The organism is Lentzea flaviverrucosa (genome assembly GCF_003350445.1).
Classification (GTDB): Bacteria; Actinomycetota; Actinomycetes; order Mycobacteriales; family Pseudonocardiaceae; genus Lentzea; species Lentzea californiensis.
The window spans coordinates 41,993-62,227 of record NZ_QQAU01000007.1; the positions used below are offsets into that span (position 1 = coordinate 41,993).

The following is a 20,235-nucleotide window of genomic DNA, read 5'->3' on the forward strand; positions in this document are numbered from 1 at the left end:
GTCAGGCTCCGCCCTTCTTGTCCTTCCCCTTGCCGGACTTGCCCTTGCCGCTGTCGCCCTTGTCGTCGTTGCCCGGTCCGGCCGGCGTGCCCCTGTCCACAACCTGGACCGGGGGCGGCGCGACGACCGGAGCGGTCGGCTGCACCACGACGGGTGTGGGGACGAAATCCGCTGTGCGCCCGGGGTTGGACACCGGCGCGTTCGTGGCCGGAGGTTCGGAAACCGTCGAGGTGACGCTGTTCCACGTGTTGATCCCCATGCCGATGGCCGAGATCGCCACGACGGCCGCCGCGGCCGCGAGCAGTCCACGTGGGCGAGGCGGCCGGGCCACGGCGAGCGTAGGCGGGTCCACCACCGGAGAGAGCAGGGCCTCGGCGCACTCGCGCGCGGTCGGGCGGCGGGTCACGCTGAGGGCGGTCATCCTGGACAGCAGCCGCACGAGGTCGAACGGCAGGCCGTCCGGCATCGCCGGCGGCCGGTGCAGCCGGGCGACGGCGGCCTCGACCTCCGAGCCCTCGTACTCGCGGTGCCCGGTCAGGCACTCGAGCAGCACCAGCCCCAACGCGTAGACGTCGGCCGCGGACGTGACCTCCTGGCCGCGCACCTGTTCCGGCGCGAGGTAGGCGGCCGTGCCGACGACCTGGCCGGTCTTGGTGAGACCGGTCTCGCCCACCATGCTCACCAGGCCGAAGTCGGCCAGGCGGGGGATCTCGTCGTCGTCGAGCAGCACGTTGGACGGCTTGACGTCGCGGTGCACGAACCCGCGGGCGTGCACGTGGGCCAGTGCGTCGGCCAGTGCCGCACCCACCCGGCGCACGTCCTCGACGGCCATCGGCCCGTCCACGACGCGGTCGCGCAGGGTCCGGCCCTCGATCAGCTCCAGCACCACGTACGGCGTCTCGCCGCCGGGATCCGCGTCGTAGACCTTGACCAGGCCGGGGTGGGACAGTCCCGCGAGCGCGCAGATCTCGTTGTCGATCCGGCGAGCGTCGGAGAGGTCCTCGCCCGGCCGGAACAGCTTGACCGCGACGTCGCGCGCCAGCAGCACGTCCCTGGCACGGCGCACCTGTGCGACCCCGCCGGTGCCGAGCACCTCGCCCAGCCGGTACCGGTCGGCGAGGAGACTCGTGTTCGACATGGGTGCGCCTTTCCATTTGACCGGGACCGCACAGGGGTGCCCACCCGATCGGTGATCCAACCGTGGAGCGGGCTCCACCTGAGAACACCAGCTGGCGTCATCGACCGCTCCGCGCCGCACGACCATCCTGACCAGGACAGATGTCCGGCGAACGAGAGAAGATCATGCCCAGCATCAAACCTGCCCTCGTCCTGCTGACGGGTGCCTTGTGCGCCATGGCGATGACGGGAACCGCGGGGGCCGTCGTCAACGGCACCGGCTCCACCGAGCGCTATGACTTCATGGCTTCGATCCCCGAGACCGTGCCCGCCGCGGGTGGCGCGAAAGGCGTCTGCGGGGCGTCGCTGATCCATCCCCGGTGGGTCGTGACGGCAGCGCACTGCGTCGACCCGGGAGGAACGGGCGCGGTGCCGGACGGGACGGTCCGCATCGGCAGCGACCGCAGGACGTCCGGCGGCACCGTGCGCGCCATCGACCGCGTGGTGCGGCATCCGGGATATCGGCTCGGCCAGCCCAACCAGCACGACATCGCGCTGGTCCGGCTCGACCGCCCGGTGCGCGAGCAGCCGATCCGCATCGCCGCCCGCCCCGGCCGGACGGGCACGCCCACCCGGTTGCTCGGCTTCGGCACCACGGTGGACACGGTCGACATCACCAAGGCCGTGTTCGCCGAACGACTCCAGCAGCTCGACACCCGGCGCGGCTCGGTGCACGAGTGCGCACCGGGCTACGCCGACGCGACGCGGTTGTGCACCATCAGCCGCAAGCCGGGTGCCATGGCGTGCGTCGGCGATTCCGGAGGACCGCAGGTCCAGCGTGGCGAGCACGGCCGGTGGGAACTGATCGGCACGACGTCGGGCCCCGGTGACACGGACAGCCTTTGTGCGAACGGCCCTGGCCTGTACACGAACGTGCCGGCACACGCGGACTGGATTCGCGCGACGATCAATGGCCCCTCGCACCGCTGAACACCTCGTGGCTAATGTCGGCGTGCGGCCGCATCCGCCCTTTCACCAGAACGAGGAGAAATCGTGCGTGCAATTTCGGCGCTTGTGCTGACCGCGACCGCATTGCTGGCCACCGCGTTGCCGGCGTCCGCGGCGGCAGTGGAGGCCGCGGTGGCCCTGCAGTCGCAGGCCAGGCTGGAGGCGCGCGGCGTCGCGGTCGTCGTGCCGGTGCGGGTGATGTGCCAGAACGGTGCCACTGGGTCGTTGTGGGTGCAGGTCACGCAGAACGTGCGCGGTGATCTCGCGATCGGCGACAAATACACGGCGAACGTTCCGTGCACCGGCGAGCACCACAAGGTCGACGTGACCGTGGTGGCCCGCACGAAAGCGTTCCGGCCGGGCGTCGCATTCACTTCCGCGTCGTTGAACGTCCACCTGCCGCCGGACGGTTCGGGCATTGCCGAAAGCGACAGGGAAATGTTGCTCGTCAGGTAGTCACTCTCGCCGTTTGAGAGCGGTGGAGGCACGGACCACGAGCTCCGGCTGGAACTTCACGTGCCGGTGCTCGTGGTCCGGCTCGTTCTCCGACAGCAGCAGCTGGGCGGCGGTGCGGCCCAGCTGCTCGCGCGGCTGGCGCACCGACGTCAGCGGGACGGCGGCGGCCGCGGCGAACTCGATGTCGTCGTAGCCCACGACGGCGAGGTCGTCCGGCACGCGCAGGCCCTGCTGCGTCATCGACTGCAGCAGACCGAGAGCGAGCAGGTCGTTCGCGCAGAACGCCGCCGTGGGACGGCGGGAGGCGGGCAGGCCCACCAGCCGCTCCCCCGCACCTCTGCCTTCCGCCACCTGCAGGCTCTTGGTTTCGAGGAACGTGAGCGCGTCCGCGGGCAGGCCCGCGTTCGTCAGCGCTCTCAACGCGCCTTCGCGCCGGTCGCGCACCTGCTGGATGGACAGCGGGCCGCCGACCATCGCGATGCGCGTGTGGCCGTTCTCGACGAGGTGGGTGACCGCCAGTTCGCCGCCGAGCACGTCGTCCACGGCCACCGAGCAGCGCGTGCCGTCCATCGCCTCGCGGTCGACCAGCACGACGGGCGTGCCGCGTTCGGCGATCTGCGCGCTCTCCGCGTCGACCGGGGTGATCAGGATGCCCTCGACGCGTTGTTCGTGCAGCAGCTCCAGGTACTCGCGCTCACGGCCGCCGTCCGAGGCGCTGTTGCACAGGAACAGGGCGAGGCCCGCGTCCCGCGCCGCGTCCTCGACGCCGCGCGCCACGTCCGTGAAGAACGGGTTCGCCGCGTCCAGCACGACGTAGGCGATCACCCTGCTGCTGCCCGCGCGCAGCTGGCGCGCGGACTCGTTGCGCACGAAGCCGAGCTCCTCGATCGCGGCCAGCACCCGCTGGCGCGTGGCGGGCGCGACGACGTCGGGCCGGTTCAGCACGTTCGAGACGGTCGCGTTGGACACGCCGGCGTGCTGCGCGACGTCGCGGATGCCCACTGACGGCTTCACGGGCGGCTCCTTTGTTGAAACGTGACAACGAATCGTACCTGGCAACCCTTGACACAGTGGCGTAACACACCCAGAGTGCTCGTAACTCAGGCGTTAAAACGTTTCAACATCGAGGAGACGGACGTGGACCGACCTCCCGTGGTGGCACTGGACGAGGTGAGCAAGTCCTTCGGCGCCGTCCGCGCGCTGTCCGGGGTGTCGCTGCGACTGCTGCCCGGCGAGGCCCACGCGTTGCTCGGGGAGAACGGCGCCGGCAAGTCGACGCTGATCAAGACACTGGCCGGGGTCCACCGGCCGGACGCGGGTCAGGTCCTGGTCGACGGCTCCGCGCGGCGGTTCTCCGGTCCCGCCGACGCTCTCGCGGCGGGCATCGCGATCATCTACCAGGAGCCGACGCTGTTCGGCGACCTGTCGGTGGCCGAGAACGTGTTCATGGGCCGTCAGCCGCTCGGGTTCGGGCGCCGCATCGACGTCGCCGAGATGCACGCCCGCACGTCGGAGCTGTTCTCGCGCCTGGGGGTCAAGCTCGACCCGGCACGACCGGCGCGCGGACTGTCCATTGCGGACCAGCAGCTCGTCGAGATCGCCAAGGCGTTGTCGTTCGACGCCCGCGTGATCGTCATGGACGAACCGACCGCCGCGCTGTCCGCGCACGAGGTGCAACGGCTTTTCGGTGTGGTGCAGGCGTTGCGCTCGCAGGACGCCGCCGTGCTGTTCGTCTCGCACCGGCTCGGCGAGGTGTTCGAGCTGTGCCAGCGCGCCACGGTGCTGCGCGACGGCGAGTTCGTGTGGTCCGGCGAGCTCACCGACGAGACACCGGACTCCTTGGTGCGCCGGATGGTCGGCCGCGAACTGTCACAGCTCTTCCCCAAGCAGGACACGACAGCGGGTGACGTGCTGCTCTCGGTGCGGCGCCTGACCCGCGAGGGCGTGTTCACCGACGTGTCGTTCGACGTCCGCGCGGGCGAGATCGTCGCCCTGTCGGGACTGGTCGGCGCCGGACGCAGCGAGGTGGCGCGAGCGGTCTTCGGCATCGACCGTCCCGACGCGGGTTCCGTGCACGTGTCAGGACGGCGGCTGAAGTACGGCTCCCCCACCGCGGCGATGGCCGCGGGCGTCGGGTTCGTGCCGGAAGACCGCCGCCAGCAGGGACTTGTGATGGACGCGTCCATCGAACGCAACACCGCCCTGGCCTCGCTGGGCCGGCTGTCGACGTTCGGGTTGCTGCGCCGTCGCAGTGAACGTGGGCTCGCCCAGGACTGGGCGGTGAAGCTGCGGCTGAAGTTCTCGAAGCTGAGCGACCCCGTCGGCGTGCTGTCCGGCGGCAACCAGCAGAAGGTGGTGCTGGCGAAGTGGCTGGCGCGCACCCCTTCCGTGCTGATCGTCGACGAACCGACGCGCGGCATCGACGTCGGCACGAAGGCCGAGGTGCACCGGCTGCTGTCCGAACTGGCCGGGCAGGGCGTGGCGGTGCTGATGATCTCGTCGGAACTGCCCGAGGTGCTCGGCATGGCCGACCGCGTGCTGGTGATGCACGAGGGCCGGCTGGTCGAGGAGCTGTCACGGGCAGAGGCGACCGAGGAACGGGTCGCGCTGGCGGCCGCGGGACAGGCGGTGGCGCCATGACCACGCAGCTCACCCCGTCCGTCACCCCACCCGCCCGGCGCACCGCGGCCCGCCGTCTCACCACCCGCGTCGGCCGGGTCCGCGAGCTCGGCATCGTCGTGGCGCTGGCGCTGGTCGTCATCCCCACCGCGATCGTCAACCCGCGGTTCATCCAGCCCCAGAGCCTCCGCGACCTCCTGCTCAACGCCTCCATCGTCGCCCTCCTCGCGGTGGGCCAGACCCTCGTCGTCATCACGCGCAACGTCGACCTGTCCGTCGGCTCGGTCCTCGGCCTGTCCGCCTTCCTCACCGCCCAGCACTTCGCCGACAACCCGGGCACGCCCCTCCTGCTGGGCATCGGTTTCGGCATGGCGGTCGGGCTGGCGTGCGGGCTCCTCAACGGACTGCTGGTGGCACTGGGCAACGTTCCCAGCCTCGTCGTCACGCTCGGCACGCTGTACGTGTTCCGGGGCATCGACTACGCGCTGGCCCAGGGCAAGCAGGTCAACGCCGCCGACCTCCCCGACTCCCTGCTGGACCTCGGCAGCAGCCGCGTGCTCGGCGTCCCGGTCCTCGTGCTGGTCGCCGTCGTGGTCATCGTGGTGGCCGCCGTCTACCTGCGTTCCTACCGGTCCGGCCGCGAGCTGTACGCGATCGGCTCGAACCCGGAGGCCGCGACTCTCGCCGGCATCCCGGTCGCGAAGCGCACGCTCACAACGTTCGTGCTCTCCGGACTGGTCGCCGGACTGGCCGGCGCGCTGTGGGTCGCCCGCTACGGCACCGTCGACGCGGCCGCGGGCACCGGCCTCGAGCTCCAGGTCGTCGCGGCGGTCGTCGTCGGCGGCGTCGCGATCTTCGGCGGGTCCGGCACCGTGACCGGGGCCGCGCTCGGCGCGCTCCTGCTGGGCACGATCACGAGTTGCCTGGTGGTGCTGCAGATCCCCGCGTTCTGGCAGCAGGCGATCTCGGGCGCGCTCCTGCTCAGCGCGATCACCGTCGACCGGCTCCTGGCACTGCGACTGGCGAAAGCACTGCGCACCTCCGAAGGGACCAGCCATGCGTAACCTCCTGCGGTGGGAGACCGCGCTGGTGTTCCTGCTCATCGTGGTGGCGCTCACCGGTCAGGTCAGCACCGACGGCTCGTTCCTGTCCGGCGGCAACCTCTTCTACCTCGGCCTCGACATCGGCGAGATCGCGTTGATCGCCCTCCCGCTCACGCTGGTGATCGTCGCGGGCGAGATCGACCTGTCCGTGGCGTCGGTGCTGGGCCTGTCCAGCGCGCTGATCGGCTGGCTGTGGAACGCGGGCTGGTCGCTGGAGACGATCCTGCCGACCGTGATTTTGGTGGGCGCGCTGTGTGGAGCGGTCAACGGCCTGCTGGTCACCCGCCTCGGACTGCCGTCGCTCGCGGTCACCATCGGCACGCTCGCGCTCTACCGCGGCCTCGCGCTGGTGGTGCTGGGCGACACGGCGGTCGCCGACTTCCCGGCGAGCTACACGTCGTTCGGCACGACCCCGTTGCCGGGCACCGACATCCCGTACCCGATCGTGCTGGCCGCGATCCTCGCCGTGCTGTTCGGCATCGCACTGCACGCCAGCTCGTTCGGCCGGTCCGTCTACGCGATCGGCGCCAACGAAGAGGGCGCGCGCTTCTCCGGCATCCGGGTCAAGCGCATCAAGCTCAGCCTGTTCGTGCTCGCCGGAGCGGTGGCCGCGATCGCGGGCATCGTCTACACGTTCCGCTTCTCCAGCGCCCGCGCGGACAACGGCGTCGGACTCGAACTGGCCGTCGTCGCCGCCGTCCTGCTCGGCGGCGTGTCCATCTTCGGCGGCAAGGGATCGCTCTTCGGCGTGCTCGCGGGCGTGCTGCTGCTGGGCGGCCTGCGCAACCTCCTGATCCTGCAGGACACCTCCACCGAGGTCCTCACCATCGTCACCGGCCTCCTGCTGCTGGTGAGCGTGCTCGCCCCGTCAATCACCCGACGCGTCGGAACCCTACGAAAGGCCGCGACATGAACACACGTCTAGTGCTCGCCCTGGTGATGTCCGGGGCCGTCGCGCTCACCGCCTGCGGTGGCACCACGAAGGACAGCGCGGGTGATCAGACCGGTGGCGCCACCAACGCCGCCAAGGGTGATCCCAACGCGGCGCTCAAAGAAGGTCTGAAGATCACCTTCTTGCCCAAGCAGGTCAACAACCCGTACTTCACCGTGGCGCAGAAGGGCGCCGAACAGGCGGGTACGGCGATCAAGGCCGAGGTCAAGCCCACCGGACCGTCCGACGCGGCCGCCTCCTCGCAGGTCACCTACATCAACACGGCCGCGCAGCAGAAGCAGGACGCGCTGGTGATCTCCGCGAACGACGCCAACGCCGTGGCGCCCGCGCTGAAGAGCGCACGTTCACAAGGGCTCAAGGTCGTCACCTTCGACTCCGACGCGGCGCCGGACGCCAGGGACGTCTTCATCAACCAGGCCACCTCGACCGAGATCGCGGCAGGCCAGGTGAAGCTGATCTCCGAGGCGGTCGGCGGATCCGGTGAGATCGCGATCCTGTCCGCGACCCCCAACGCCACCAACCAGAACGCGTGGATCGAGGTCATGAAGACCGAGCTCGCGAAGCCCGAGTACTCCGGTCTCAAGCTCGTGGAGACCGCGTACGGCAACGACGACGACCAGACGTCGTTCCAGAAGACCCAGGGTCTGCTGCAGGCGCACCCGAACCTCAAGGGCATCATCTCGCCGACCACCGTCGGTGTCGCGGCCGCCGCCCGGTACCTCAGCTCGTCGGAGTACAAGGGCAAGGTCCAGCTGACCGGTCTGGGCACGCCGAACCAGATGCGGAAGTTCGTCCAGGACGGCACGGTGAAGTCGTTCGCGCTGTGGGACCCGAGCAAGCTCGGCTACCTCGCCACCTATACCGCCGCCGCACTCGCGTCCGGGCAGATCACCGGTGCCGAGGGCGAGAAGTACAAGGCCGGTGAGCTCGGCGACTACACGATCGGCGCCAAGGGCGAGGTCGTGCTCGGCCCGCCGACCGTGTTCACCAAGGACAACATCGACAAGTTCGACTTCTGACATGCGCGTCTGCTTCACCTTGCGGGTCCGCCCGGACCGACTCGTCGAGTACCGGGCGCGGCACCGCGAGGTGTGGCCGGAGATGCGGGCCGCCCTCAGCGCAGCGGGATGGCGCAACTACTCCCTCTACCTCGCCCAGGACGGCCTGCTGATCGGCTACCTCGAGTGCGACGACTTCGACGCGGCGCTCGCGGACATGGCGCGCACCGAGGTGAACGCGCGCTGGCAAGCCGAGATGGCGGAGTTCTTCGTCGGCGACGGCAACGCCGACGAACGGATGCGCCCGCTCGACGAGGTCTTCCACCTCGACTGAAAAGCTTTGGGGAGAACAATGAGCGTGAAGGACGCGCTGCGCGAGCAGCGGATCGAGACGCCGTCGTGGGCGTACGGCAACTCCGGTACCCGGTTCAAGGTGTTCGCGCAGCAGGGAGTTCCGCGCACGCCGTACGAGAAGATCGACGACGCCGCGGTGGTGCACCGGCTCACCGGCATCGCGCCCACCGTCGCGTTGCACATCCCGTGGGACAGGGTCGACGACTACGGCAAGTTGTCCGAGTACGCGCGGGACCGGGGTGTCGCGCTCGGGGCCATCAACTCCAACGTGTTCCAGGACGACGACTACAAGCTCGGCAGCGTCTGCCACCCGGACGCGACGGTGCGGCGCAAGGCGGTCGGGCACCTGCTCGAGTGCGTCGGCATCATGGACCAGACGGGGTCGCGCGACCTGAAGCTGTGGTTCGCCGACGGCCTGAACTACCCCGGCCAGGACAACCTCCGCGCTCGCCAGGACCGGCTCGCCGAGGCGTTGCGGGAGACCTACGACCGGCTCGGCGCGAACCAGCGGATGTTGCTGGAGTACAAGCTCTTCGAGCCCGCCTTCTACGCAACCGACGTGCCGGACTGGGGCACGGCGTTCGCGCACTGCCTGCAGCTGGGCGACCGGGCGCAGGTCGTGATCGACACCGGGCACCACGCCCCCGGCACGAACATCGAGTTCATCGTGTCGTTCCTGCTGCGGGCGGACAAGCTCGGCGCGTTCGACTTCAACTCGCGCTTCTACGCCGACGACGACCTGATGGCCGGGGCGGCCGACCCGTTCCAGCTGTTCCGGATCATGCACGAGATCGTGCTGGCCGACGCGCTGAAGCCGGCCGCCGGCATCGCGTTCATGCTCGACCAGTGCCACAACCTGGAGCCGAAGATCCCGGCCATCATCCGGTCCGTGCTCAACGTGCAGGAGGCCACGGCGAAGGCGCTCCTGGTCGACCACAGCGCGTTGGACGCGGCTCAGCGGGCCGGGGACGTGCTGGAGGCGAACGCCGCGTTGATGGACGCCTACAACACCGACGTGCGGCCGCTTCTGCGGGAGCTGCGCGAGGACATGGGGCTGGACCCCGATCCGATGGCCGCGTACCGGCGGTCCGGGTACGCCGAGCAGATCGTCCGGGAACGAGTCGGTGGCGAGGCCGCCGGGTGGGGTGCGTGATGGAGCAGGTCCAAGCGCTGCTGGGGCGGAGCAACCGGCTCGGCGCCGATCCGCGCAACACCAACTACGCGGGCGGCAACACCTCGGCCAAGGGTGCGGAGACCGATCCCGTCACCGGGCAGCCGGTGGAACTGATGTGGGTCAAGGGTTCCGGCGGTGACTTGGGGACGTTGCAGGAGTCCGGGCTCGCCGTGCTGAGGCTCGACCGGCTCCGCGCGCTGACCGAGGTCTATCCGGGCGTGGAGCGCGAGGACGAGATGGTCGCCGCGTTCGACTTCTGCCTGCACGGCAAGGGAGGCGCGGCGCCGTCGATCGACACGGCCATGCACGGTCTCGTGGACGCGGCGCACGTCGACCACCTGCACCCGGACGCCGGTATCGCCTTCGCGACGGCGGCGGACGGCGAGGCGCTGGTCAAGGCGTGCTTCGGCGACCGCGTGGCGTGGGTGCCGTGGCGGCGGCCGGGTTTCCAGCTGGGACTGGACATCGCGGCGATCAAGCACGACCACCCGCAGGCCATCGGCGTCGTCCTGGGCGGGCACGGCATCACCGCGTGGGGTGCGACGAGCAAGGAGTGCGAGGCGCACTCGCTGGAGATCATCCAGACCGCGCAGCGCTACCTCGGCGAACACGGCCGCGCGGAGCCGTTCGGACCGGTGGTCCACGAGCCGCTGTCCACGGAGGAGCGCCGGGTTCGAGCCGCCGCGCTCGCACCGGTGATCCGTGGCCTGGCCTCCGCGGACAACCCCCAGGTCGGCCACTTCACGGACTCCGGCGTGGTGCTGGACTTCCTGTCGCGGGAACGGCATCCGGAACTGGCCGCACTCGGCACGTCGTGCCCCGACCACTTCCTGCGCACCAAGGTCCGGCCGCTGGTGCTCGACCTGCCGCCGACCGCGCCGGTGGAAGACGTCGTGGAGCGCCTGAAAGAACTCCACGCCTCCTACCGCGAGGACTACCGGGCCTACTACGAGCGGCACGCCGAGCCGGACAGCCCGCCGATGCGCGGTGCGGACCCGGCCGTCGTGCTCGTGCCGGGCGTCGGCATGTTCAGCTTCGGCAGGAACAAGCAGACCGCACGGGTGGCGGGCGAGTTCTACGTGAACGCCATCAACGTCATGCGGGGCGCCGAGTCCGTCTCGCGGTACGCGCCGATCGACGAGCGCGAGAAGTTCCGCATCGAGTACTGGTCCCTCGAAGAGGCCAAGCTCCAGCGGATGCCGAAGCCCAAGCCCCTGGCCACCCGCGTCGCGCTCGTCACGGGTGGCGGTTCGGGCATCGGCCGCGCGGTCGCCGAACGGCTGGCGGCCGAGGGCGCGTGCGTCGTGGTCGCCGACCGCGACGCCGATGCCGCACGGGAAGTCGCCTCAGGCATCGGTTCCTCCGACGTGGCGGTGCCGGTGACCGTCGACGTCACCGACGCGGCGGGCATCGCCGAGGCGTTCCGCGCGGCGGCGCTCGCGTTCGGCGGCGTGGACCTGGTGGTCAACAACGCCGGCCTGTCGATCTCCAAGCCGCTCGAGGAGACCACCGAGGCCGACTGGGACCTGCAGCACGACGTGATGGCCAAGGGTTCGTTCCTGGTCTCCCAGCAGGCCGCCAGGGTCATGCGCGCTCAGGGCATCGGCGGCGACATCGTCTACATCTCCAGCAAGAACGCGGTCTTCGCCGGCCCGAACAACGTCGCGTACGGCGCGGCCAAGGCCGATCAGGCGCACCAGGTCCGGTTGCTCGCGGCCGAACTGGGCGAGGACGGCATCCGCGTCAACGGCATCAACCCGGACGGCGTGGTCCGCGGCTCCGGGATCTTCGCCGGCGGCTGGGGCGCCCAGCGCGCCGCCGTCTACGGCGTGCCGGAGGAGAAGCTCGGCGAGTTCTACGCCCAGCGCACCCTGCTGAAGCGCGAGGTGCTGCCCGAACACGTGGCCGCGGCGGTGTTCGCGCTCACCGCGGGCGACCTGTCGCTCACGACCGGCCTGCACGTGCCGGTCGACGCCGGTGTCGCCGCGGCGTTCCTGCGATGACGGCGGTCGCGGCGGTCGACCTCGGCGCGTCCAGCGGCCGGGTGGTGCGAGGCGTCGTCACCGATGGCCGCGTGCACGTCGAGGAGGTGCACCGGTTCGCCAACGGCCCGGTGCACCGGCGCGGCTCGCTGCACTGGGACCTGCCCGGCCTGTACCGCGAGGTGCTGGCCGGGCTGCGGCTCGCCGGCGAGGTCGACAGCATCGGCATCGACAGCTGGGCGGTCGACTACGGCCTGCTCGACGCGTCCGGCGAGTTGCTCGGAGACCCTTTCTGCTACCGCGACTCCCGAACCGACGCGATCAAGCCGGCCGACGGCCTGTACGAGGTGAACGGGCTGCAGTTCCAGCCGTTCAACACGATGTTCCAGCTCATGGCGGAACCGCTGCTCCCCCAGGCCTCCCAGCTCCTGCTGATCCCGGACCTGCTCTCCTACTGGCTCACCGGCGAACGCGGCGCCGAGTACACCAACGCCACCACGACCGGTCTGATCGACGTCCGAACAGGACAGTGGTCCCCCGAGCTGACACGGGACCTCCCACCCGGTCTGCTCCCGGCGCTGCGCCGCCCTGGCGACCCCGCCGGTACGTACGACGGAGTGCCGGTCATCGCGGTCGGGTCGCACGACACCGCGTCCGCCGTCGTCGCCGTGCCCGCCGAGACGGACCGGTTCGCCTACATCTCCTGCGGTACCTGGTCCCTGGTCGGCGTCGAGCTCTCCGAACCCGTGCTCACCGCCGAGAGCCGTGCCGCCAACTTCACCAACGAGGGTGGCGTGGACGGCACGATCCGCTACCTCCGCAACGTGATGGGCCTGTGGCTGCTGCAGGAGTGCCTGCGGGTTTGGGACACCGAGCTGGCACCGTTGCTGCACGAAGCCGCGACGGCGACCGGTTCGGTGTTCGACCCCAACGACCCGGTGTTCCTCCCGCCCGGTGACATGCCCGGCCGGATCGAGCGGTGGTGCGGGAAGAGCATGTCCCGGGCCGAGATCGTCCGGTCCGTTCTGGACAGTCTCGCGCTCGCCCACCGCGACGCCATCGCGGACGCGCAGCGGTTGTCCGGCAAGGAGGTCGAGATCGTGCACGTCGTCGGTGGCGGCTCGCACAACGAGCTACTCTGCCAGCTCACCGCCGACGCGTGCGGACTGCCCGTCGTGGCGGGCCCGGCCGAGGCGACCGCGCTGGGCAACGTCCTGGTGCAGGCGCGTGCGGTGGGCGCGGCCCACGGAACCCTGGCCGACCTCAGGAAGCTGGTTCGGCGTTCACAGGCTTTGCGGCGTTACCTCCCCCGCTGATCCTTCGCGAGAAGTTTCGAAAACCACTGGTCCGGCTCTGCGGATTGACTGCCGTTCGCGCGCACCCCTAGGTTCGTTGCAGGGTCGTCTTTTCACTCCTTCTCGAAAGGAACGTGAGAGATGCGCAGGCGTTCGTTCCTCGGTCTGGCCGCCACCGGTGCACTCGTCCCGACCGTCGCCCAGGCTGATGCCAGGGGTGAGCGCTGGGTCAGCACGTGGACGTCGATGCCGCAGCTGACGGAACCGCACAACATGCCACCGCCGCCGTTCACCCAGGACAACCTAGTGCTGGCGGACGCCACGCTGCGCCAGACCGTCCAGGTGTCGGTCGGCGGGCGGCGGATGCGGTTGCGCTTCTCCAACGCGTTCGGCGGGGCGGTGCTGCCGATCACCGCGGTCACCGTCGCACTGCCGGTGGACGGCCGCGCGGGCGTCAGCGCGGTTCAGCCGGGCACGGTCCGGCGGGTGACGTTCGGAGGCAAGGCCTCCACGAACGTTCCGGTCGGCGCGCTGGTGCTGTCCGACCCGCTCGGCTTCCCCCTCGCCCCGGGCACGAACCTCACCGTGACCGCCTACTTCGCGAGCGGCCAGGCGTCCGCGGCGATCACCTCGCACCCCGGCTCCCGCACCACGTCGCACCTGGTGGCGGGCAACCACGTCGACTCCCCGGACCTGCCGGGCGCGACCCCCACCGACCACTGGTACTTCGTCAGCGGCGTCGAGGTGCGCGCGGACGCCGCCGGCGTGGTCGTGATCGGCGACTCGCTGACCGACGGCCGCGGCTCCACGACCAACGGCAACGACCGCTGGCCCAACCAGCTCTTCGACCGGGTGCGGGGCAGGGACATCGCGGTCCTCAACCAGGCCGCGGGCGGCAACCGCGTGCTCAACGACGGCCTCGGTCCCAGCGTCCTAGCCCGGCTGGACCGCGACCTCCTCGCGCAGAGCGCCGTCCGGTGGCTGATCCTCTTCGAGGGCGTCAACGACATCGGCACCGCCGCACCGGACGAGACCGCCCAGAAGCAGGTGTCCGACGACCTGATCGCCGCCTACCAGCAGATCGTCGACCGCGCCCACGCACACGACATCCGGGTCTACGGCGCCACGCTGCTGCCGTTCGGCGGCAGCGGCTACGACGATCCCGGCGGCCTGCGCGAGTCGGCCAGGCAGACCGTCAACCGCTGGATCCGCACGAGCCGCCGGTTCGACGCGGTCATCGACTTCGACGCCGCCGTGCGCGATCCGGCCGATCCGCGGCGACTCCTGGCCGCCGCGGACGTCGGTGACCACCTGCACCTGAACCCGACCGGCTACCGGATGCTCGCGGAGGCGGTGCCGATCCGTCTGTTCCGGTAGCCGATCCTCCACGGTGCCGTTCAACCTCAGGAAGCCGGTATCGCGGTCGCAGCCGCCGCGGCGCTCCCTCCCCCGCTGAAGCTCCACCGCCCGTGCGGCACCTTCACCACGGCGACACCGCTGGTGTGCGGCACGTGCACCTCGGCGGTCGACCCCACCGGCACCTCGACGGTCAGCCGCAGCACACCGTCGATCTTCGCCCACGCCACGCTGATGCGTCCGCGCACGCTCTCGAACTCGAACCGCGCCCACGACAGGGCGGTGGCGGAAGGCCGGACCGTGAACGTCCGGTAGCCCGCGTCGCCCGGCCGCAGACCGGCCACGTGCTCGTACAGCCACTGCACGATCGTGCCCTTGAAGTAGTGGTTGCGCGAGCGGGTGCCGGTGTCCCACATCTCCCACATGGTGTCGGCGCCGTTGGAGAACCAGTGGCCCCAGCTCGGGTACGAACGCTCGGTGGCCATGGCGTGCGCGACGTCGGCGTGACCGTTGTCGCCCAACGCCTGCAGCAGCACGCTGGCGCCGAGGCAGCCCACGTTGACGTGGTTGCCGTTCGCCCGGACCTCGCTCGCGAGCTTGTCCGCGACGGTCTGGACGGAGCCCGCGGGCACCATGCCGAACGCGAGCGGGATCGCGTTGGACGTCTGCCGGTAGTCCGTGTCCTTGGCGGTGCGGTAGTAGCCGTCCAGGAACGCCTTGTTGAACGCCGACACCAGGCCGGCCGCCACTTCGCGGTAGCGCGGCACGGGCTTGCCGATCACGTCACCGAGTTCGGCGGTGTGCAGCAGAGCCCGGTAGAGGTACGCGGTCGCGGTGAGCCGGGTGTCCTCGGGCGGGATGCCACCGGAGCCGGGCGGCAGGAAGTCGCCGAGCGCGGTGACGGCGAGGCCGTCGCGCAGCCTGCCGATCTCCCAGTCCAGGTAGCGGGTGAGCACCGGCCAGTGCTGCGCGGGCAACCGGTCGTCACCGTAGATCCGGTACATCTCCCGCAGCACGAACGGGTACACGGTCGTCCACTCGGGTGCGGGCGCGAGCTCGCGGAAACCCCAGCCGCCGCTCGGCACGATCACCGGTAGCTGGCCGGCCGCGTCCTGGCTGTCCGCGAGGTCGCCGAGCCACTTCGTGAAGAACTTCGCCATGCCGAACTCGGCGAGCATCGACGGCGCGCCGACCTGGGCGTCGCCCGTCCAGCCGTTCTTCTCGTAGGTCGGGGTGTCGGTGGGGATGCCGTGCAGGTTGTTCGCGACCGTGCGGCGCATCGCGGCGTCGTACTGCTCGAACAACGGCTCGGAGCAGCGGAACGTGCTGACCCGCGGCACGTCCGAGTGCACCAGGCGGCCGACCAGCTTCGGCGCCGCCGTCAGGCCGGTCACCTCGACGTAGCGGAAGCCCTTGTAGGAGAACTTCGGCTCCCACGTCTCCGTGCCCCCGGCACAGACGTACTCGTCGAGCTGACTCCGGCCACCGCTGACGAGACCATTCTCCATGCGGACGCTGCCGTCGGAGTTCAGCGTTTCTCCGTGCTTGAGCCGCACGGTCGTGCCCGCGGGAGCGGTGACGGTGAGCTGGGTCCAGCCGGACATCGTGCGGCCCATGTCGGCCACGAACACACCGGGCCTGAGCACGTTCACAGTCGGTGTGACCGACTCGATCACGCGGATCGCTTCGTGTTCCTGGGCTTTCAGCGTGCCCTTCGGTGCGGGCCTGACCGAGGTGCGCTGCCACGCGCCGTCGTCGAAGCCGGGTTTCGTCCAGTCGCGCGGGGCGAGGCGGGCGTCGTAGGTCTCGCCGGTGTAGAGCGAGTTCGACACCGTGGGACCGTCGGTCAGGCGCCACTGGTCGTCCGACGTGATGGTCGTGCGCGTGCCGTCCGGGTGGTCGATCTCCAGCTGTGCCAGCAGTTTCGGCTCGTCGTGCCACGGTGGGCGCTCCCACCGCCACGCGTTCGGCGTCTTCATGCCGTAGAAACCGCGGCCCAGCGTCACGCCGATCGCGTTGCGACCACTGCGAACCAGGCTCGTGACGTCGTGCGTCGCGTAGAGAACCGTGTTGTCGTAGTCGGTGAAGCCGGGGTCGAGCACTCGGTCGCCGACGCGGCGGCCGTTGATCTCGGTCTCGTGGTACGCGAGGCCGCTGACGTACAGCCGGGCCCGCCTGACCGGCTTGGTCAGCGCGAACTCCCTGCGCAGCAACGGTGCCGGCTGCTCCTCCACCGTGACGTTCGCACCCCACGGTCCCTGTCCGTACGGGTCGAGCACGGTCGCCGGAGTCCACGCCGAGTCGTCGAAGTCCGGTGTCTGCCAGCCGGGCTGCTCGCTCTCGGCGACCTTCCAGCCGGGACCGGTGACGACCTCGCGCTGACCGTCGGGGAGATCGACCAGCAGGCGCAGCAGGAATCCGGCCGGTCCCTCCGACCTGTTGGTGGCACGAGCCGCCAGCACGATCCGGCGTCCGGCCAGGCGGGTCACGTCGGCGCGTTGCCCGACCTTCCAGACGTCGACCTGCTCGGGCACGTGCACGACCTCGGACCCGTTGACGTGCAGGGTGAAGTCGTCGTCCGCCGTCGCGACGAGCCTGGCCCCGACCGCGTCCGCGGGAAGGTCGACCGACGTGCGGAACCACCGGCTCTCGGCCGGTGTCGTGGCCGACCAGATCCACCTCGCGCCGGCGAAACCGATCGACGTGTCCTCGGCGCCGATCCACCGCGCCTGCCACGGCGTGCCGAGCAGCGCGGTCTCCCACCAGTTCGTGGTGCTCCAGGCCGACGGCCGGTTCGCGCCGTCCCACACCCGCACGCGCCAGTGGTAGCGGGTGCGCGGCTTCAGCTCCTTGCCCGCGTAGGCGACTCCTGTGGTGCGGTCGGAGCCGACCTTGCCGGACTGCCACACGTCCGCACGTCCGGGGGCGGTGCCGACCTCGACCTGGTAGGCGGTCTGCCGGGCACCGGTGCCGTCTGCCGCGAGCACCCAGCCGAGCCGGGGAGCGGTGACGTCCGTGCCCAGCAACGTTTCCGCGTACTCCACGGTCGTGCGCACGACGCGCACCCCACCGGCTCGCTCCGGCGGTGCGGCGTTCGCCACCCCGACCGGTAGCGCGGTGGCGGTCAGCCCGACCGCCGACGTCCTGAGGAACACCCGTCTGCGCACGTCGCCTCCACCTTCGTCGCTGGATGAAACGTTTCAATCGCGGCAGCGGGCCCAGCGTGTTGGGTGCGCGGAGGCGTGTCAAGGCAGACGACAACAGGCTGTCCGCAATCGGACAGCCTGTTGAATCGTTTAAAAGCGAGGTCAGGCGACCGTGCAGGTGCTCCCGTTCAGTGTGAACGACGACGGCGCCGGGTTGGTCCCGCTGAACGTGCCGTTGAACCCGATGGTCGTGGACGCGTTCGGCGCGAGGGCACCGTTCCACGCCAGGTTGGTCGCGGTGACGGCGGCGCCGGACTGGGCGAACGTCGCACCCCACCCCGGCAGGGTCACGCGCTGGCCGTTCGCGTAGCTGAAGGCCAGCGTCCAGCCGTTGAGCGCACTCGTGCCGGTGTTGGTGATGGCGATGCTGGCGGTGAAGCCGTTGCCGCCGCCCCAGTTCTGACCCGAGTAACCGACCTTGCAGGCACCGGTGCCGCCACCCGCGCCGGTCGTCGCCGACACGATGCCGGAACTCGCCGACACGTTGCCGGCCGCGTCCTTCGCCCGCACCTGGTACCGGTAGGTGGTCGAGGGGGTCAGGCCGCTGTCGGTGAACGAGGTCGTGGCCGCCGAGCCCACCTGTGCGAAGGAACCACTGCCCACGGCACGGAGCACGTCGTACCCGGTGACGCCGACGTTGTCCGTCGAGGCCGTCCAGTTCAGCGTCAGGCCCGTGGACGTCACGCCCGACGACGTCGGGGTGCCCGGCGTCGACGGCGCCTGGGTGTCACCCGGATCGCCGCCGCCGTAGATCGTGGCCTCCTTCGAGGTCTGCCGGATTCCGTTGGCGCCGTTGAGGATCCGCTGACCCCACGAGGTCAGGCTCGCCGGGTCGAAGGAGTTGACCATGTCGAGGTACGCGACGTCGCTGCTGTTGCCGCTCCACGACCAGCCGAGGTAACCGAGGCCGCGGGCCTGCGCCTGGGCCAGGATCGTGTCCTCGTCAGGGTCACCGTCGCTGTGGTTGTGCCCGAACTCCCCCACCACCAGGGGCAGTCCCGCCGCCTTGAACGAGTCGAAGTAGGCGTTGACCTTGTCCGCGGTGTTGTAGACGCCGTACATGTGGATGGAGAACACGGTGTTGCGCTGCGGATCGGCGTTGAGCACCGACGCCGCGTTGTCGCGCATGATGTTGCCCCAGTCCTGGCCCCACATCGGTGCGTCCGCCATCAGCAGGTGCTGCAAGCCCGCTCCGCGCAGCCGGCTGATCGCGCTGCTCGTCGCACTTGCCCACGTGGCACTGACCTGGGCGTTGTTGCCGAACGGCTCGTTGCCCAGGTTGATGACGACGTAGTTCTCCTGCCCCTTGAGCGCGCTGGCCACGCTGATCCAGTAGCTGGCCGCCTGGTCGAGGGTTGCGGCGCCGCTCTGCTCGCCGTACCCGGTGGTGTCGTGGACCTCCAGCACGCAGATCAGCTTCGACTGCTTGCACAGCCCGATGACGCTCCCGACTTCCGCCGCCGGGGTCGGGCCCCACCGCTGACCGCTGCCGAGCACGACGCGCACCGTGTTGGCACCGAAGGACTTGATGTCCGCGAACGCCCTCGTCTGCGACTGGTACCAGACGTGGGCGTGGTTCACGCCCCGCATGACGAACGGGGTGCCGTTGCCCTCGACGACCCGTGCGCCCTCGACGTGCAGGCCCACGGCGGCCGGGGGTTCGGCTCCCAGCGCGGACACGAGCGCCGGGTACCAGCGGCTCTCGATCTTCTGGATGCCGGTGGAGGAGTTGGGGTGCACGCCGTCGGTGGTGTCGGCCGCGGTGCTGAACCCGGTCCACTGGTCCACCACCGTGACCGGCGAGGCCGTCGTGCTGTTCGCCCGCGCCCAGCCGGGGATCGCGGCGTTCAGGTCGGTCACCCGCTGCCCGCACGCGGAACAGTTCGACGGGTTCATCGGGATGATCTGGGCGACGATCAGCTTGATCGCCGGGTTGCTCGCCCGCATCTGGCCGAGCAAAGTGCTGTAGGCGTTCAGGATCGTGCTCGCCGGGATGTTGTTCCAGACGTCGTTGGTGCCCAGGTGCATGAGCACGACGTCCGGCCGTGCCGAGGAGAGCCAGCCGGGGAGCTGGTTGTCCCGCGCGATGCCCGTCGCGAGGTACCCGCCGTGGCCCTCGTTCTCGCCGTCGTGGGCGAAGCCGCAACCCTGCGACGGCAGTGAGCCGACGAAGTCGACGTCGGTGTACCCGGTGTCCTGCAGGTGTTTCCAGAGCAGCGCCCGCCAGCACCCCGGGGAGCCGGTGATCGAGTCACCGAGCGCCATCACTCGTGCGGGAGCGGCGGCGTTCGCCGCGGTGGGAGCGATGACCACACAGGCCGCCAGTAGCAGACCTGTCACCACCGCTCGGAGAAATCGCAAGGTCACGACGACCTCCTGGGGGAAAATGTCGGCTGTCACAAGGGTTCTGGGAGCGCTCCCGGAATTCGGACACTAGCCAGCCGATCACCGGAGGACACCGCCGAGTGGCCCACCGCCGGAGCCTGTCCGGTGCGGACAGGCGGCTGACGTCGGGTTTGTCCTGCCGACAACCTCTGTCACACCGTCGAAGGCGTCCGTCGAATCTTTCGCGAACATCCGCCAGGTGGTTGACGGCCATACGCCGTCCCCTCAGTA

General features: G+C 70.2%; 15 protein-coding genes. 11 read left to right on the top strand and 4 right to left on the bottom strand.

Going from position 1 to position 20,235, the window contains the following annotated elements:
• Position 1: 1 nt before the first annotated feature.
• Positions 2 to 1,138 (bottom strand): serine/threonine-protein kinase, encoded by a 1,137-nt coding sequence (locus tag DFR72_RS22460; RefSeq protein ID WP_170176352.1) that lies wholly within the window; start codon positions 1,136 to 1,138, stop codon positions 2 to 4.
• Positions 1,139 to 1,302: 164 nt separating this feature from the next.
• Between DFR72_RS22460 and DFR72_RS22465 the strand changes: the two genes are divergently transcribed.
• Complete coding sequence (locus DFR72_RS22465) at positions 1,303 to 2,106, top strand: S1 family peptidase (RefSeq protein ID WP_245983362.1); 804 nt, start codon at positions 1,303 to 1,305, stop codon at positions 2,104 to 2,106.
• A gap of 63 nt (positions 2,107 to 2,169) precedes the next feature.
• A complete protein-coding gene (locus DFR72_RS22470) occupies positions 2,170 to 2,580 on the top strand; it encodes a hypothetical protein (protein WP_143086673.1) in 411 nt (136 codons plus the stop codon).
• Here DFR72_RS22470 and DFR72_RS22475 read toward each other — a convergent pair whose 3' ends face one another.
• Positions 2,581 to 3,594 (bottom strand): LacI family DNA-binding transcriptional regulator, encoded by a 1,014-nt coding sequence (locus tag DFR72_RS22475; RefSeq protein ID WP_245983364.1) that lies wholly within the window; start codon positions 3,592 to 3,594, stop codon positions 2,581 to 2,583.
• A gap of 108 nt (positions 3,595 to 3,702) precedes the next feature.
• Here DFR72_RS22475 and DFR72_RS22480 point away from each other — a divergent pair, with 108 nt between their 5' ends.
• The 9 genes from DFR72_RS22480 (at position 3,703) to DFR72_RS22520 (ending at position 14,434) form a co-directional block, all read left to right on the top strand.
• The gene (locus DFR72_RS22480) at positions 3,703 to 5,220 is read left to right on the top strand and encodes a sugar ABC transporter ATP-binding protein (RefSeq protein WP_114773745.1); all 1,518 of its coding nucleotides are present in this window, start codon (positions 3,703 to 3,705) and stop codon (positions 5,218 to 5,220) included.
• The gene (locus tag DFR72_RS22485; protein WP_090064719.1) at positions 5,217 to 6,263 is read left to right on the top strand and encodes an ABC transporter permease; all 1,047 of its coding nucleotides are present in this window, start codon (positions 5,217 to 5,219) and stop codon (positions 6,261 to 6,263) included. Before DFR72_RS22480 ends, DFR72_RS22485 begins: the two co-directional genes overlap by 4 nt.
• A complete protein-coding gene (locus tag DFR72_RS22490) occupies positions 6,256 to 7,215 on the top strand; it encodes an ABC transporter permease (RefSeq protein WP_090064720.1) in 960 nt (319 codons plus the stop codon). Before DFR72_RS22485 ends, DFR72_RS22490 begins: the two co-directional genes overlap by 8 nt.
• On the top strand, positions 7,212 to 8,273 hold the full coding sequence (gene rhaS / locus DFR72_RS22495; RefSeq protein WP_211335490.1) for a rhamnose ABC transporter substrate-binding protein: 1,062 nt from the start codon (positions 7,212 to 7,214) through the stop codon (positions 8,271 to 8,273). Before DFR72_RS22490 ends, rhaS begins: the two co-directional genes overlap by 4 nt.
• Position 8,274: 1 nt before the next feature.
• The gene (locus DFR72_RS22500) at positions 8,275 to 8,586 is read left to right on the top strand and encodes an L-rhamnose mutarotase (protein WP_090064721.1); all 312 of its coding nucleotides are present in this window, start codon (positions 8,275 to 8,277) and stop codon (positions 8,584 to 8,586) included.
• Between the two features lie 18 nt (positions 8,587 to 8,604).
• On the top strand, positions 8,605 to 9,759 hold the full coding sequence (gene rhaI / locus DFR72_RS22505) for an L-rhamnose isomerase (RefSeq protein WP_090064722.1): 1,155 nt from the start codon (positions 8,605 to 8,607) through the stop codon (positions 9,757 to 9,759).
• The gene (locus DFR72_RS22510; protein WP_090064723.1) at positions 9,759 to 11,783 is read left to right on the top strand and encodes a bifunctional aldolase/short-chain dehydrogenase; all 2,025 of its coding nucleotides are present in this window, start codon (positions 9,759 to 9,761) and stop codon (positions 11,781 to 11,783) included. Before rhaI ends, DFR72_RS22510 begins: the two co-directional genes overlap by 1 nt.
• Positions 11,780 to 13,078: a rhamnulokinase gene (locus DFR72_RS22515; RefSeq protein ID WP_090064724.1), complete on the top strand. Its 1,299-nt coding sequence runs from the start codon at positions 11,780 to 11,782 to the stop codon at positions 13,076 to 13,078. The genes DFR72_RS22510 and DFR72_RS22515 overlap by 4 nt, the downstream gene beginning before the upstream one ends.
• 120 nt (positions 13,079 to 13,198) lie before the next feature.
• Positions 13,199 to 14,434 (top strand): SGNH/GDSL hydrolase family protein, encoded by a 1,236-nt coding sequence (locus tag DFR72_RS22520; RefSeq protein ID WP_090064725.1) that lies wholly within the window; start codon positions 13,199 to 13,201, stop codon positions 14,432 to 14,434.
• Between the two features lie 26 nt (positions 14,435 to 14,460).
• On the opposite strand, the gene DFR72_RS22525 is transcribed toward DFR72_RS22520, so the two are convergent.
• The gene (locus DFR72_RS22525) at positions 14,461 to 17,580 is read right to left on the bottom strand and encodes a family 78 glycoside hydrolase catalytic domain (protein WP_090064726.1); all 3,120 of its coding nucleotides are present in this window, start codon (positions 17,578 to 17,580) and stop codon (positions 14,461 to 14,463) included.
• A gap of 141 nt (positions 17,581 to 17,721) precedes the next feature.
• Positions 17,722 to 19,986, bottom strand: a complete 2,265-nt coding sequence (locus DFR72_RS22530; RefSeq protein WP_090065212.1) for a cellulase family glycosylhydrolase — start codon at positions 19,984 to 19,986, stop codon at positions 17,722 to 17,724.
• Positions 19,987 to 20,235: the final 249 nt, after the last annotated feature.